Genomic DNA, 14,377 nt, shown 5'->3' with positions numbered 1-14,377 from the left:
GTTTTTTCACACCCAGGGGATTGTTATTCGCTGCAAAGTACGAACTTCGTTGGTTTCTCGGCTGTCGGCACGGCCATGTAGCATTCGCCAATTGTCAACAATCAAGACCCGGCCAGGACTCCATTTGATTTCTTTGTAGTTGGACTGTTTGAGTGTGTCGATGATGTGTTGGTGGATCCTTTTTGCTGCCGAATTGTAGGGGCGCATGCACGCTGCGTCAAAGCGGAATGCATATTCGTTTGGCTGGAAGAAGACCGAGCAGGTAAATGGCTGGGCAACTTGAGATACAAGCCATGTCCCTTGGGCGATGAGGTGACGTTGCTCAGGGTTGAATGGTAGGTCCTTGGTGCTGGCAATGATTGTTGAGCGGCTGTGGGAGAGACCCACTGATCGCAAAAGGATATATCGAGCAGGTGTTGGCCAATGGGCAGTGTCCGTATGTAGGGGGAACTCGCCCAATCCATATTGGGAACTCATTGTTCCGGCTTTGGCTGCATTGGCTGTGGTCGGGCTGAGATGCTCAATTCTATAGCGATGAATTCCGATGCTTGGTGCGCCAATGCTGTGTGCAAGTTGAAGGAACGCAGCGCTTTCAACCACGTCATCCAAGACTGTCCAACCGTTGTTCTTTAGTTCTTCGAGGAAGGAAAATCTCTTCCTGCCGGGCAAGGGGTATTCCTTTTAGGTGCTTGAGTGTAGTGCAGTGCAAGATTGCAGGAGACTGAAGAAGGTCCTCTGGCCTTTCGGGTGAATGATTGGCCGGACTTTACTTCTGCTGGCTTGGGAATTTAGAGCGTCGTTCTCAACGAACGCTAACCAGAGAGGATGCGCGGGGCATCGCTTGAGTGATGCCCCGCCCTGTCCGGTTGTGCTCCTTTATCTGATGTCAGGAGGAGGTGGGCGCCTACTTCACGCGCCCTTCCTTCCAGGCCTGCACGAGCTGCTCATAGGGCACGGTCTCGCCCTTGGGCTTCTCGTTGGCCAGCTTCGGGTGCGGGGCGCCCGGCGCGTCGAACCAGGTCTTCGCGTCCTTCTCCGGGTTGAGCTTCGGCGGGCAGTTCTGCATGCCCGCGCGCTCCAGCCGCCCCATCACGTCGTCCATCTGCTTGGCCAGCGCGTCCATGGCCTCCTGCGGCGTCTTCTCGCCCTCCACGGCCAGGCTGATGTTCTGCCACCACAGCTGCGACAGCTTCGGGTAGTCCGGCACGTTGGTGCCCGTGGGCGTCCACGCCTCGCGCGCCGGGCTCCGGTAGAACTCCACCAGGCCGCCCAGCTTGTCCGCCACCTTCGTCACGTGCTCGGAGCGCACGTCCGAGTCACGAATCGGCGTCAGTCCCACCAGGAACTTCTTGAGCGACGTGCTCTTGGCCACCACGAACTGCGCGTACAGCCACGCGGCCTTCCGCCTCTCCAGCGGCGTGCTCTTGAGCATCGTCCACGAGCCCGTGTCCTGGTAGCCCAGCTTCGTGCCCTCCTGCCAGTACGGGCCGTGCGGCGAGGGCGCCATGCGCCACTTCGGCGTGCCGTCCGCGTTCACCACCGGCAGGCCCGGCTTGGCCAACTGCGCCGTGAAGCCCGTGTACCAGAAGATCTGCTGCGCCACGTTGCCCTGGCCAGGCACCGGGCCGGCCTCGGAGAACGTCATGCCGGCCGCCTGGGGCGGCGCGTACTTCTTCAGCCAGTCGATGTACTTGGTCAGCGCGTACACCGCCGCCGGGCCGTTCGTCTCGCCGCCGCGCGACACCGAGGCGCCCGCCGGGTTGCAGCCCTCCACGCGGATGCCCCACTCGTCCACCGGCTTGCCGTTGGGGAAGCCCTTGTCGCCCACGCCCGCCATGGACAGCCACGCGTCCGTGAAGCGCCACCCCAGCGACGGGTCCTTCTTCCCGTAGTCCATGTGGCCGTACACCTTGACGCCGTCGATCTCCTTCACGTCGTTGGTGAAGAAGTCCGCGATGTCCTCGTAGGCCGACCAGTTCACCGGCACGCCCAGCTCGTACCCGTACTTCTTCTTGAAGCGCTCCTTGAGCTCCGGCCGCGCGAACCAGTCCGCGCGGAACCAGTACAGGTTGGCGAACTGCTGGTCCGGCAGCTGGTACATCTTCCCGTCCGGGCCGGTGACGAAGCTCTTGCCCATGAAGTCGTCCACGTCGAGCGTGGGCAGCGTCACGTCCTTGCCCTCGCCCGCCATGAAGTCCGACAGCGGCACCACGTGTCCATAGCGGATGTGCGTGCCGATCAGGTCGCTGTCATTGACATACATGTCATAGATGTTGCGGCCCGACTGCATCTGGGTCTGCAGCTTCTCGATGACATCGCCTTCCTGGATGAGATCGTGCTTCAGCTTGATGCCGGTGATCTCCTCGAAGGCCTTGGCCATCGTCTTGGACTCATACACGTGCGTGTCGATGCTCTCCGACACCACGTTGATGGCCATTCCGCGGTAGGGCGCGGCGGCCTCGCGGAACCACTTCATCTCCGCGAGCTGCTGCTCACGTGTCAGGGTGCTCGGCTGGAACTCCTGGTCCACCCACTTCTCGGCGGCCTTCTCCAGCGCGGCGACGTCCACCTGTTGCTGTGGCTGTTGCTGCTGTCCGGCGGCGGGCTTTTCGCCCTCGGCCGGCTTCGACTCCTTCTTACATCCGTACACGGGGACTGCGAGGGCCAGGGCCAGCGTCCATTTCAGCGCGTTCTTCAACGGGTTACCCCCATCGTGCAATGAAGACCATGAACAGCAACGACAGACCTACGGCGAACCAGACGGATGCATCCGTCACTCCCACCCAGGCGAGGTGGATGAAGGCGCTGCCCAGCAGCCCGACGAAGAGGCGATCTCCCCGGGTGGTGGTCATGGGCAGCAGCCCCTTGCGAGGCAGGGAAGGGGAGCGCATTCCCCAGACGGTGTAGACCGCGAGCAGCAGCGCGATGACGATGAAGAAGCTGGCCGTGGGCGCAGTCCAGGCCATCCATTCGAAGTCCATGGCTCACACCCTCCCCAGGGCGAAGCCCTTGGCGATGTAGTTGCGGACGAAGTAGATGACGACCGCGCCCGGCACCAGCGTCAACACGCCGGCCGCGGCCAGCACGCCCCAGTCCATGCCCGCCGCGCTCACCGTGCGCGTCATGGTGGCCACGATGGGCTTGGCCTCCACCGACGTCAGCGTGCGCGCCAGCAAGAGCTCCACCCAGCTGAACATGAAGCAGAAGAAGGCCGTCACGCCCACGCCCGAGCGGATGAGGGGCAGGAAGATGCTCAGGAAGAAGCGGGGGAAGCTGTAGCCGTCGATGTACGCCGTCTCGTCGATCTCCCTCGGCACGCCGGACATGAAGCCCTCGAGAATCCACACCGACAGCGGCACGGTGAAGAGCATGTGGGCCAGGGCCACGGCCCAGGGCGTGTCGAACAGGCCGATGCTCGAGTAGAGCTGGAAGAAGGGCAGGAGGAACACCGCCGGGGGCGACATGCGGTTGCTCAGCAGCCAGAAGAAGAGGTGCGAGTCCCCGAGGAAGCGGTAGCGCGAGAAGGCGTAGGCCGCGGGCAGCGCCAGCAGCACCGAGAGCACCGTGTTGATGCCCACGTACGTGAGCGAGTGGACGTAGCTGCTGCTCCAGTCCGCGTCGGTGAAGATGACGGCGTAGTTGGCCAGGGTGGGATTGCGCGGCCAGAGCGTGAAGCCGCCGAGGATCTCCTCGTTCGTTTTCAGCGACATGCCCACCAGCCAGTAGATGGGGATGAAGCTCAGCAGCAGGTAGAGCGGAACCACGAAGCGGGAGGGCTTCATCGCGCCTCCTTGCGGTCCGCGCTCGTCATGGCGGTGTAGAAGACGTAGCTGAACAGCAGGATGACCAGGAAGTAGACGAGCGAGAAGGCCGCCGCCGGGCCCAGGTCGAACTGGCCCACCGCGAGCCGCGTCAGGTACTGGCTCAGGAACGTGGTGGCGTTGCCGGGTCCACCGCCGGTGAGGACGAAGGGCTCGGTGTAGATCATGAAGCTGTCCATGAAGCGCAGCAGCACCGCGATGGTCAGCACCCCGCGCAGCCGGGGCAGCTGGATGAAGCGGAACGTGGCCCACGCGGAGGCGCCGTCGATGCGCGCCGCCTGATAGTAGGCCTCGGGGATGGCGCGCAGGCCCGCGTAGCAGAGCAGCGACACCAGCGGCGTCCAGTGCCACACGTCCATCAGCAGCACCGTGAGCCAGGCGTCCAGCGCGTTGGCCGTGTAGTTGTATTGGAAGCCGAGCGAGTTGATGAGCACGCCGAACAGGCCGATGTCACCCCGGGCGAAGATCTGCCAGATGGTGCCCACCACGTTGAAGGGGATGAGCAGCGGCAGGCCCAGCAGCACCAGGCTCACGGACGCGGCGCGCCCCTGTCTCGGCAGCACGAGCGCCAGCGCCACGCCCAGCGGAATCTCCAGCGCCAGCACCGCCAGCGAGAAGCCGATCTGCCGGCGCAGCGCTCCGTGCAGCTCCGGGTCCCTCAGCACCTTGCGGAACCACTCCGTCCCCACGAAGACGCGCTGGTCCGGTCCCAGGATGTCCTGCACCGAGTAGTTCACCACCGTCATCAACGGGATGACGGCACTGAAAGCGACGGCCACCAGCACGGGCAGCACCAGCAGCCAGGCGCGGTTGTTGATGGGTTTGCTCATGAGATGGCACTGCCTCCGGCGTACAGCGTCGTCCAGCGAGGCGGCAGCTCCAGCCAGCAGGACTCGCCGGGGGCGAGCCGCTCCTCCTCCGGCAGCCGCACCTTGAGGGTCTGCGTCCCCAGCCGCGTCGTGGCCAGCTTGTGGCGCCCCAGGTCCTCCACCTGCGTCACCTCGACGCGCACCGAGGACGGCGTCCCCTCGGACACCCGCCGCAGGAACTCGGGCCGGATGCCGAGCCGCAGCTCGCCTCCGGCCGCCCGCGCCCTCGCGCACACGCCCGCGTCCAGCGGGAGCCGCTGCCCCTCCAGCACCACCGCGCCGTCCTCCACCGCGCAGGGCAGCAGGTTCATCCCCGGGCTGCCGATGAAGTAGCCGACGAAGGTGTCCGCCGGGCGCTCGAAGAGCTCCTGCGGCGTGCCCATCTGCACCACGCGCCCCTGGTTCATCACCACCACCCGGTCCGCGAGCGTCAGCGCCTCCACCTGGTCATGCGTCACGTACACGAGCGTCACCTTCAGCTGCTCGTGCACCTGCTTCAGCTTGCGGCGCAGCAGCCACTTCACGTGCGGGTCGATGACCGTCAGCGGCTCGTCCAGCAGGATGGCCGCCACGTCCCGGCGCACCAGCCCTCGCCCCAGCGAAATCCGCTGCCGCATGTCCGCGGACAGCCCGCTCGCGCGCTTGCGCAGGTCCGGGGTGAGCTCCAGCAGCTCCGCCACCTCCTCTACCCGCGCCCGGGTCTCCTCGGCGCCCAGGCCCCGGTTGCGCAGCGGGAAGGCCAGGTTCTCCGCGACGCTCATCGTGTCGTAGATGACCGGGAACTGGAACACCTGGGCGATGTTGCGCTGCTGCGGCGGGGCCGCGGTGACGTCCACTCCATCGAAGAGCACCTGGCCTCGCGAGGGCCGCAGCAGGCCGGAGATGATGTTGAGCAGCGTCGTCTTCCCGCAGCCCGAGGGCCCCAGCAGCGCGTAGGCGCCGCCGGCCTCCCAGACGAGCTCCAGGGGCCTCAGCGCGTAGTCCTTGTCGGACGCCGGTGAGGGCACATAGGCGTGGGCGATGCCGCGGAGCTCAATCCTGGCCATTCGCGGGCTCCTCGGGGGTGAAGGGGGGCGCGGCCACCAGCCGGCCCTCGGGGCTGAACACGAACATCCGGGAGGGCGGGACGAACAGCTCCACCGGCGCGCCGTACGGGTGCCGGTGCACGCCCTCCACCTGCGCCGTCAGCGACAGCTTTCCGTGCGCCGCGTGCACCAGTGTCTCGGAGCCGCTGATCTCCTCCACCTCCACGTGCGCGGGGAGGCGGACATCCTCGGGCGAGCTGGGGGCGAGCCGCAGGTGGTGGGCGCGGAAGCCCAGGCGGTAGCGGCCCGGCACGAGGCCCTTCAGGTGCCCGGACAGCGGGAAGGCCACCTCGGGCGAGAGCCGCGCTCCCGCGTCGGCGGAGACCTCGGCGTCCAGCAGGTTCATCTGCGGATCGCTGAAGACCTGGCCCACCTGCTCGGTGGCGGGCGACTGGTACACGTCCAGGGTGCGGCCCACCTGGAGCAGGCGCCCCTCGTGCAGCACCGCGGTCCGTCCGCCGAGCAGCAGGGCCTCGGTGGGCTCGGTGGTGGCGTACACCACGACGGCGGGGCGGTTGCGGAAGAGCTGGCGGATCTCCGTGCGCAGCTCCTCGCGCAGCTTGTAGTCCAGGTTGGCCAGCGGCTCGTCGAGCAACAGCAGCGAGGCCTCCTTCGCCAACGCGCGGGCCATGGCCGTGCGCTGCTGCTGCCCACCACTGAGCTCCGCGGGCAGCCGGTCCAGGAAGGGCTCCAGCCGGAGCGCGGCGGCCGTCTCCCGCACGCGCTTGTCGATGTCCTGCTTGCCCAGCTTCCCCGCCAGCCGCAGCGGCGAGGCGATGTTCTCGTAGACGGTGAGTGAGGGATAGTTGACGAACTGCTGGTACACCATGGCCACGTCGCGGCGGCGCACGTCCACATGCGTCACGTCCGCGCCGTTGGCGCGCAGTGTCCCCGTGGTGGGCCGATCCAGCCCCGCCATGAGCCGCAACAGCGATGTCTTCCCGGCGCGCGTGCGCCCCAGGAGGATGTTGAAGGAGCCGGGTTCGAGCCTCAGGCTGATGTCCGCCAGGTGCGTCTCGCCCTCCACCACACGTGTGACCTTGTCGAGCTCGATGCCGTGCTTCACCCGGTGTATCCCCTCCGATGTGTGTGCCGTGAGCGACCGCGGGCGCGCATCGTAGGGAGAAGCTTCTCGCCGGGTCCAGAGAACAAGCAGGCGGCCAGGGCCATCTGGACGCACCGGCCCACGTGGCTCTAGCGTCCGGCGCGGACCACAACCCGCGTTCGAGGAAAATTTCATGATTCGCCGTCTTGCCTTCCTGGGGCTGTTGGGCCTCTCCACCTGTACCTTCCCCGAGGAGCTCTTGGAGCCCACGGGCACGGTGCGGGGCTCGCTGACCCCGTTCCGCCTCCAGTCCACTCCCGCCACCGTCTCGCCCGCGCTGCTCAAGGACTCCGCTCTGCGGCGCAAGCTCTCCCAGTCCATCGCCCAGGCCGTCGCGAACAAGGGCGTCCAGGGCGCGGCACTCACCACCACGAGCCCGTCCACCGAGGCCAACGCCATCCCCGGTGACGTCATCGTCCGCTTCGAGGAGGCCCACCTCCCCGAGGCCGCCGCGCTCGCCCGCGTGCACCTGCCCGGCTACCGCGCGGTGCACAAGGGCTTCATCTCCGAGTACCTGCACGTCATCGGCTACGCGCCCCTGGAGCGGCGCGCCATGAAGGCCGGGGAGACGGGCGGTCTCGTGCGGCAGGTGGCGAAGCTGGGCGGCGTGCGCTACGCCGAGAAGAACGTGCGCGTCCAGGCCCTCGCCGCGCCCAATGACCCGGGCTACTCGCGCCAGTGGCACTACCCGATGATGAACCTGCCCGCCGCCTGGGACGTCACCACGGGCTCCTCCAACTCCTCCACGGGCATCAGCAACGTCGTCATCGCCGTGCTGGACTCGGGCATCATCAAGCACTCCGACCTGGACAGCCGCGTCCTGCCGGGCGCCGACCTGGTGTCGGATACCTCCTCGTCCCAGGACGGTGATGGGCGCGACACCGACCCCACGGACCAGGGCAAGGACCAGCCCAACGGCGGCTCCTCGTACCACGGCTCGCACGTGGCCGGCACCATCGCCGCCGCGACGAACGATGGCCGGGGCGTGGCCGGCATCTACTGGGGTGGCCGCGCCATCCTCCCGGTGCGCGTGCTGGGCGGCGGCAGCGGCTCGTTCGCCGACATCGCCGCGGGCATCCAGTGGGCCACGGGGGTCAGCGTCCCGGGTCTGCCCGTCAACAAGTACCCCGCCAAGGTCATCAACATGAGCCTCGGTGGAGAGAGCAGCCCCAGCCAGGCGCTCCAGGAGGTCATCGACACCGCCGTGGCCAAGGGCGTCGTCATCGTCGTGGCCGCGGGCAACTCGAACATCCCCGCCAGCCAGTTCTCGCCGTGCAACCAGCAGCGCGTCATCTGCGTGGGCGCCACGCGCTTCAGTGGCAGGCGCTCCAGCTACTCCAACTACGGCAGCGCGGTGGACGTGATGGCCACCGGCGGCGAGACGGCCGAGGACCTCAACGGCGACGGCAAGCCGGACGGCGTGCTGTCCACCATCCTGGATGACTCCGGCCAGCCCGTCTGGGCCTACTACCAGGGCACCAGCATGGCCTCTCCGCACGTGGCCGGCATCGTCGCGCTCATGAAGGACGTGAACCCCAGCCTCAGCGCGGCGGACGCGGAGCAGATCCTCAAGGACACCGCCGACCCGTCCAGCCAGTGCTCCGAGGGTTGTGGCGCCGGCCTCGTCAATGCCCAGGCCGCCGTGCTGCGGGCCAAGGGCGTCCAGCCGGACCCCAACGCGCCGCCGAGGCTCAGCGTGAGCTCCACCCAGCTCTCCTTCCCCGGGGGAGGCACCCAGCAGCTCACCGTGCGCAACGTGGGAGGTGGCTCGCTCAAGGTGACGGCCGCGGCCAGGGGCGCGCAGCTCTCCGCGCTGTCCTTCCCCGAGGGCAACACGCTGACCCTGTCGGGCTATGCGTCCGACTCGCTCGCGGTGGCCGTCAACACCGCGGGGCTGGCCAACGGCAACTACGAGGCCCGCGTCGCCCTGTCGGGCAGCAACGGGGACAGCACCGAGGTGCTGGTGAAGTTCCAGGTGGGCACCACCCAGGACAAGGATGCCGTCATCGCCTTCGCCTACCTGGACGACGTCGGTGAGTGGCAGGTGGATGACGAGGGCGTGGCGCTGGTGCCCTCCTCCGGGGGTTACGCCTACAGCCTGGCGCTCACCCCGCGCACCTACTTCGCGCTGGCCACCATCGACGACGACGGGGACAACGAGTTCTTCGAGGACGGGGAGCGCGTGGGCTTCTGGCGTGATGCCACCACCGTCGAGCCCATCCTCCTGTCCGAGGATCAGACGGTGAGCGGCATCAACTTCACCCTCGTGCCCTACCGCTCGGACGAGTAGCCCCGGGCCCGGGCGGGCGGGGAGGGGCGCGCACCCCGTGCTCCCTCCCCTCCCGGCTGGCGGAATGTCGACACTCGCACGTCACGGGGATTTCCCGGTACGCCGCTCGTGCGCATGCTCGGGGGAGCCTTGTTCTCTTCCGAGCCCCGTACCCTGTTGCAGACGTTGAAGGCGGAAACCCGCCCCCATCACGAGCGCGCCGAGCGTGTGGTGCGCCTGATGGACCCCCACCTCACCCTGGCCGGATACCGGCGCCACCTGGAGGCGCTCTACGGTCTCCATGCCACGCTGGAGGCGGCCCTCGCCGCGCGGCTGGAGGGTCTCTTCCCCTCGCTGCGCCTGGACGAGCGTTGGAAGCTGCCCCTGCTGGCGGAGGACCTCCGTGCGTTCGGTCACGAAGAGGCCACGCTGGCGCGGCTCCCCCGGCCCACGCGCCCCCCCTGCCTGTCCGGTGTGCCCGAGGCGCTCGGTTGCCTCTACGTCCTGGAGGGCTCGACGCTCGGGGGACAGCTCGTCCTGCGCCACCTCCAGCGCCACTTCGAGGGCGTGACCGCGGGCGGTTTCGTCTTCTTCCGGGCGTATGGGGAGTCCGTGGGGCCCATGTGGAAGGCCTTCGGAGAGGCTCTCGTCCGGGCCTGCCCGGACCCGGCGCTCGCCCCCCGGGTGGTGCGAGGTGCCCAGGACACCTTCGAGGCCTTCGAGGTCTGGCTCCGCGAAGTCCATGAGGTTCCTGGTGATGCGCCCTCCCGTCTCTGAAGCCGACCTCTCGCAGTGCGAGCGCGAGCCCATCCACCTGCTGGGGGGCATCCAGCCCCACGGCGTGTTGCTGGCCTTCTCCGAGCCGGATCTCACCCTGCGGGTGGTGAGCGCCAACACCGGCGCCATGCTGGGGCGCCCGCCGGAGTCGCTGCTGGGCCAGCCCCTGGCGGAGGTGCTCCATCCGTCCTCGCTCGTTCTCCTCACCCGGGCCCTGTCGTCCCAGTCCCACGCGCGGGGGCTGCGCATCGAGGCCGCGGGCCGCCACTTCATCGGCCTGCCGCACCGGAGCGATGGCCTCACCGTGCTGGAGCTGGAGCCCGCCGCGGAGCTCACCAGCGAGGAGGAGGCGCTGGCGATGGTGGAGCTGCTCCTCTCGCCGCTCACCCGCGCTCAGGGCTCGCTGGGGTTGCTCCAGTCGGCGGCCGAGGCGGTGCGCGCGCTCACCGGCTTCGACCGGGTGATGGTGTACCGCTTCGACGCGGACTGGCACGGCGAGGTGGTGGCGGAGAGCCGGGACGAGGCCGTGGACAGCTTCCAGGGCATGCACTTCCCGGCCAGCGACATTCCCGCCCAGGCCCGTGCCCTGTACACGCGAAACACCCTGCGCCTCATCGCCGACTCGCGCGCCGCCCCGGTGCCGCTGGTGCCCTCCGTCCTCCCCTCCTTGGGGCGGCCGTTGGACCTCTCCCAGGCGGCCCTGCGCAGCGTGTCGCCGGTGCACCTGGAGTACCTCGCGAACATGGCGGTGGCCGCCTCCATGTCCGTGTCGCTGGTGCGCGAGGGCCGGCTGTGGGGCCTCATCGCGTGCCACCACCGCACCCCGCTCGTCGTGCCGGCCGCCACGCGCCGCGCGTGTGACGTGCTGGCCCGGCTGGTGGCGTTGCAGCTCGCGTCCGAGGAGCGCGCCGCCGCGTCCGCCGAGCTCGCCCGCCGCGCCGACCTCCAGTCCCAGCTCGTGGGGCGGCTCTCCGCGGAGGCGGGGACGCTGCGCACGGCCCTCCCCCGTCAGGGCGACCTCCTGCTCGGCCTCACCGGCGCGGGCGGCATGGCCCTGTTGCTCGGTGAAGCCCCCCTCCTCGTGGGCGCCACGCCCTCCCTGCCGGAGGTGGACGCGCTGGCGCGGTGGCTGGCCGGGCAGCACTTCGAGGGGGCCTTCCACACGGACAGACTCTCGCGGCTCCACGAACCGGCCGCCGGGTACGCGGACGTGGCCAGTGGTCTGCTCGCGGTGCGGCTGGACGAGGACGCGCCGCGCTTCGTCCTCTGGTTCCGCCCCGAGGTGGTTCGCACCGTCACCTGGGCCGGCAATCCCCAGAAGCCCGTGGTCCCCGGGCCCGGGGCCAGCCGCCTGCACCCGCGCGCCTCCTTCGACGCCTGGCGGGAGACGGTGCGCGGGGTGAGCGTCCCCTGGGCTCCCGCGGACCTGGCCGCCGCCACGAGCTTCCGCGGTGCCCTGGTGGGGGTGCTGCTGCGCCAGGCCGCCGCCCTCGCCCGCTCCAACGCGGAGCTGGATGCCTTCAGTGGCACCGTGGCGCATGACCTCAAGGAGCCGCTGCGGGGCATCCAGCAGTACGTGGGCTTCCTCACCGAGGATTACGGTGACGTCCTGGGCGAGGAGGGCCTCAAGCAGCTCGAGGAGGTGCGGTGGCTGGCCGGGCGGACCCAGGGACAGCTGGACGCCCTCTTCGAGTACAGCCGGGTGGGGCGCGTGGAGCTGGCCTGGGGCGAGGTGGACATGGGAGCGCTGGTGGACGAGGTGCTGCTCACCCTGACCGCCCGCCTGCGGGAGAACCAGGTGGAGGTGCGGACTCCGCGTCCGTTGCCCCGGGTGGAATGCGATGGGGTGCGCATCCAGCAGGTCTGGGCCAACCTCCTCATCAATGCCGCCAAGTACCATCGGCCCGGCGAGCCGCGCTGGGTGGAGGTGGGGTTCGTCGCCCCGGCAGAGCCCCTGTCCGCACCGGCACGGCGCCGACCAGATGAATACGTCTTCTATGTGCGAGACAACGGCATCGGCATCCCCGAGCGGTTCCACGAGGCCATCTTCGAGATGTTCCGCCGGCTGCACCCCGCCCATGCCTATGGCGGAGGGAGTGGGGCGGGGCTGGCCATCGCTCGCCGGCTCGTCCGTTTGCATGGGGGCGAGCTCTGGGTGGAATCCATTGCCGACCAGGGCTCCACCTTCTTCTTCACCCTGGGAGAGAGGCCCCGGTGATGGAGAAGCAACGGCCCCTGCTGCTCGTGGAGGACAGTGACCCGGACGCCGAGGCCTTGCTTCGCGTGGCCCGCAGGATGCCGCTCTTCGCGCCCGTGGTGCGCGTGCGCGATGGGGAGTCCGCGCTCGACTACCTCTACCGGAGGGGGGCGTACGTGGACGCTCCCCGGCCCGTGCTGGTGCTGCTGGACCTGAACATGCCCGGCATCGGGGGCCAGGAGGTGCTCTCCCAGCTCAAGGCGGATCCGGAGCTGCGCTCCCTGCCCGTCATCATCTTCTCCAATTCCAGCCTCGCGCAGGACGTGGACGGGGCCTACGCCGGAGGGGCCAACAGCTACCTCTTCAAGCCCGGTGGGAGCGAGGAGATGCAGGAGGCGGCGCGGGCCCTGGAGTGTTTCTGGTTCAGCGCCGCGTTGCTGCCCGGCGCGGGGGAACCCACGGAATGAGCCTGCGTGTGCTCCTCGTCGATGACAGCCTGGCGGACCAGACGCTGTTGCGGCGGTCGCTCGAGAAGGACACCGAGTCGCAGTGGGAGGTGGAGCTCGTCAGCTCCTCCGAGAGCGCGCTGACGCGTCTGCGCCAGGCTCCGCCGGTGGACGCCCTGGTGGTGGACTATCACCTGCCGGGCATGGACGGGGTGTCCCTGCTGCGCACGCTGCGCGAGGAGTACGGCCAGCGGGCTCCCGCGGCGGTGTTCTTCACCGGCAGTGGCAGCGAGCGCGTGGCGGTGGAGGCGATGAAGTCCGGCGCCCACGACTACATCCTCAAGGAGGGCTTCACCCCGGAGCGCCTGCGCCACAGCCTGCGCAACGCCGTGGAGTCGGTGCGCATGGTGCGCGAGCTGGAGGAGCGCCGCCACCAGACGGAGCGCGCGGAGCGGGCGGCGCGCGAGGCCCTCGCGGTGCGCGACGAGTTCTTCGCCATCGCCACGCATGACCTCAAGGGGCCGTTGCAGAGCATCCTCCTGAGCACGCAGCTGCTGCGCCGCCAGTTGCCCGCGGAGGTGCGCAAGGGCGGGGTGGAGGCGCGCTTCGAGCAGATACTGCGTGGCACGCAGAGGATGGGGGAGCTCATCGACCACTTCCTGGAGGTGACGCGGGGCCAGGAGCGTCCGCTGAAGAGGGAGCCGGTGGATCTGCTGGGGCTGGTGCGGACGAAGATGAACGAGCTGGGGCCGCTGGCGGCGACGCATCCGGTGCACCTGCACGTGGAGGGCGCGGGCTTCCAGGGCGAGTGGGACGCGGCGAGCCTGGAGCGGGTGTTGGACAACCTGCTGAGCAACGCCGTGAAGTACAGCCCGCGCGGAGGTCCCATCGACGTGGAGTTGAGCGAGGAGTCCCCGGGGCCCGAGGGCTGGGTGCGGCTGAGCGTGAGGGATCGGGGAATGGGGATACCGGCGGCGGACCAGCCGCACATCTTCGAGCGCTTCCGCCGGGGCAGGAACGTGGCCCCGGCCATCTCCGGCAGTGGCGTGGGGCTGGCCAGCGCGCACCGCCTGGTGGCGATGCACGGTGGAACCCTGTCCGTGGAGAGCCAGGAGGGCCAGGGCTCCGTCTTCATCATGCGCCTGCCACGCGGGGTGGGCGTGGAGGAGGCGCGGTCGGAACAGCAGGCCTGAGGACTCGTTCGCGACGAGGGGTTCAGGGCACCGCGGGCAGGCTGCCGCGCAGCATGAAGAAGATGACCACGCCCGTCACGGACACGTAGAGCCAGATGGGCGCCAGCCACCGCGTCACCTTCCGGTGCCTCGCGAAGGCATCGCGCCAGGCGAAGTAGAACGCCAGCAGCGCCCCCGGCACCACGAACAGCGACAGCAGCACGTGGCTGGCCAGGATGACCAGGTACACCGTCCGCATCACCCCGCCCCCCGCGTAGCGCGTGTCCCCGTGCACGTAGTGGTACGCCAGGTAGCACACCAGGAAGAGCGCCGAGGACGCGAAGGCGGACACCATCAGGTACTGGTGCGCGCGCCGTGCGCCCCGGCGGATCGCCACCCAGCCCGCGGCCAGGAACGTCGCCGCCAGCGCGTTGAAGCTCGCGTTCACCGCCGGCAGGAAGCGCAGATCCACCCCCTCCACCGGTCCTCCCCGGCGGATCAGCAGGATGTACGCGAGGAAGGCGAGCGCGGCGGCCGACACCACCGCGGTGAAGATGAAGAAGTTACGGTCGCTCACCCGGGTGATCGGGGCGTGGGCAGCATCAGACATGGCGCACCTTTCTGTCCTGCTTGTGC

13 protein-coding genes are annotated in these 14,377 nt (G+C 68.8%); 5 read left to right on the top strand and 8 right to left on the bottom strand.

Annotated features, from left to right (window positions below):
- Positions 1–6 precede the first annotated feature (6 nt).
- The 7 genes from JRI60_RS44420 to JRI60_RS44390 all read right to left on the bottom strand — a co-directional run bounded on the left by JRI60_RS44420 (position 7) and on the right by JRI60_RS44390 (position 6,841).
- Complete coding sequence (locus JRI60_RS44420) at positions 7–669, bottom strand: TauD/TfdA family dioxygenase (protein ID WP_204222115.1); 663 nt, start codon at positions 667–669, stop codon at positions 7–9.
- A 235-nt stretch (positions 670–904) separates the two neighbouring features.
- Entirely contained in the window at positions 905–2,698 is a 1,794-nt protein-coding gene (locus JRI60_RS44415) for an ABC transporter substrate-binding protein (protein ID WP_204222114.1), read from the bottom strand.
- A 4-nt stretch (positions 2,699–2,702) separates the two neighbouring features.
- A complete protein-coding gene (locus JRI60_RS44410; protein ID WP_204222113.1) occupies positions 2,703–2,981 on the bottom strand; it encodes a DUF2160 domain-containing protein in 279 nt (92 codons plus the stop codon).
- 3 nt (positions 2,982–2,984) lie between these two features.
- Positions 2,985–3,782: a carbohydrate ABC transporter permease gene (locus JRI60_RS44405; protein ID WP_204222112.1), complete on the bottom strand. Its 798-nt coding sequence runs from the start codon at positions 3,780–3,782 to the stop codon at positions 2,985–2,987.
- Positions 3,779–4,651, bottom strand: a complete 873-nt coding sequence (locus JRI60_RS44400; RefSeq protein ID WP_204222111.1) for a carbohydrate ABC transporter permease — start codon at positions 4,649–4,651, stop codon at positions 3,779–3,781. Before JRI60_RS44400 ends, JRI60_RS44405 begins: the two co-directional genes overlap by 4 nt.
- Entirely contained in the window at positions 4,648–5,736 is a 1,089-nt protein-coding gene (locus JRI60_RS44395) for an ABC transporter ATP-binding protein (RefSeq protein WP_204222110.1), read from the bottom strand. Before JRI60_RS44395 ends, JRI60_RS44400 begins: the two co-directional genes overlap by 4 nt.
- Positions 5,723–6,841 (bottom strand): ABC transporter ATP-binding protein, encoded by a 1,119-nt coding sequence (locus tag JRI60_RS44390; RefSeq protein ID WP_204222109.1) that lies wholly within the window; start codon positions 6,839–6,841, stop codon positions 5,723–5,725. The genes JRI60_RS44395 and JRI60_RS44390 overlap by 14 nt, the downstream gene beginning before the upstream one ends.
- A 172-nt stretch (positions 6,842–7,013) precedes the next feature.
- Between JRI60_RS44390 and JRI60_RS44385 the strand changes: the two genes are divergently transcribed.
- From JRI60_RS44385 to JRI60_RS44365, 5 genes are all read left to right on the top strand, one after another.
- A complete protein-coding gene (locus JRI60_RS44385) occupies positions 7,014–9,170 on the top strand; it encodes a S8 family peptidase (RefSeq protein WP_204222108.1) in 2,157 nt (718 codons plus the stop codon).
- A 129-nt stretch (positions 9,171–9,299) separates the two neighbouring features.
- Positions 9,300–9,926 carry a biliverdin-producing heme oxygenase gene (locus JRI60_RS44380; RefSeq protein ID WP_239470085.1) on the top strand — a complete coding sequence of 209 codons (627 nt, stop codon included), beginning with the start codon at positions 9,300–9,302 and terminating at the stop codon, positions 9,924–9,926.
- Positions 9,907–12,144: an ATP-binding protein gene (locus JRI60_RS44375; RefSeq protein ID WP_204222106.1), complete on the top strand. Its 2,238-nt coding sequence runs from the start codon at positions 9,907–9,909 to the stop codon at positions 12,142–12,144. Before JRI60_RS44380 ends, JRI60_RS44375 begins: the two co-directional genes overlap by 20 nt.
- On the top strand, positions 12,144–12,590 hold the full coding sequence (locus tag JRI60_RS44370) for a response regulator (RefSeq protein ID WP_204229360.1): 447 nt from the start codon (positions 12,144–12,146) through the stop codon (positions 12,588–12,590). The genes JRI60_RS44375 and JRI60_RS44370 overlap by 1 nt, the downstream gene beginning before the upstream one ends.
- Positions 12,587–13,762 (top strand): hybrid sensor histidine kinase/response regulator, encoded by a 1,176-nt coding sequence (locus JRI60_RS44365; RefSeq protein ID WP_204222105.1) that lies wholly within the window; start codon positions 12,587–12,589, stop codon positions 13,760–13,762. Before JRI60_RS44370 ends, JRI60_RS44365 begins: the two co-directional genes overlap by 4 nt.
- Positions 13,763–13,784: 22 nt before the next feature.
- Here JRI60_RS44365 and JRI60_RS44360 read toward each other — a convergent pair whose 3' ends face one another.
- On the bottom strand, positions 13,785–14,351 hold the full coding sequence (locus JRI60_RS44360) for a DUF420 domain-containing protein (RefSeq protein ID WP_204222104.1): 567 nt from the start codon (positions 14,349–14,351) through the stop codon (positions 13,785–13,787).
- Positions 14,352–14,377: the final 26 nt, after the last annotated feature.

This window comes from Archangium violaceum (assembly GCF_016887565.1).
In the GTDB taxonomy this organism is placed as follows: Bacteria; Myxococcota; Myxococcia; order Myxococcales; family Myxococcaceae; genus Archangium; species Archangium violaceum_B.
The sequence above is the reverse complement of the archived record's forward strand: the minus strand, read 5'-3'. Positions and strand labels throughout refer to the sequence as shown.

Coding starts and splice junctions, on each gene's coding strand:
- JRI60_RS44400 (WP_204222111.1), bottom strand. CDS start 4,651: ATGAGCAAACCCATCAACAACCGCGCCTGGCTGCTGGTGCTGCCCGTG.
- JRI60_RS44410 (WP_204222113.1), bottom strand. CDS start 2,981: ATGGACTTCGAATGGATGGCCTGGACTGCGCCCACGGCCAGCTTCTTC.
- JRI60_RS44375 (WP_204222106.1), top strand. CDS start 9,907: ATGCGCCCTCCCGTCTCTGAAGCCGACCTCTCGCAGTGCGAGCGCGAG.
- JRI60_RS44370 (WP_204229360.1), top strand. CDS start 12,144: ATGGAGAAGCAACGGCCCCTGCTGCTCGTGGAGGACAGTGACCCGGAC.
- JRI60_RS44405 (WP_204222112.1), bottom strand. CDS start 3,782: ATGAAGCCCTCCCGCTTCGTGGTTCCGCTCTACCTGCTGCTGAGCTTC.
- JRI60_RS44395 (WP_204222110.1), bottom strand. CDS start 5,736: ATGGCCAGGATTGAGCTCCGCGGCATCGCCCACGCCTATGTGCCCTCA.
- JRI60_RS44365 (WP_204222105.1), top strand. CDS start 12,587: ATGAGCCTGCGTGTGCTCCTCGTCGATGACAGCCTGGCGGACCAGACG.
- JRI60_RS44360 (WP_204222104.1), bottom strand. CDS start 14,351: ATGTCTGATGCTGCCCACGCCCCGATCACCCGGGTGAGCGACCGTAAC.
- JRI60_RS44385 (WP_204222108.1), top strand. CDS start 7,014: ATGATTCGCCGTCTTGCCTTCCTGGGGCTGTTGGGCCTCTCCACCTGT.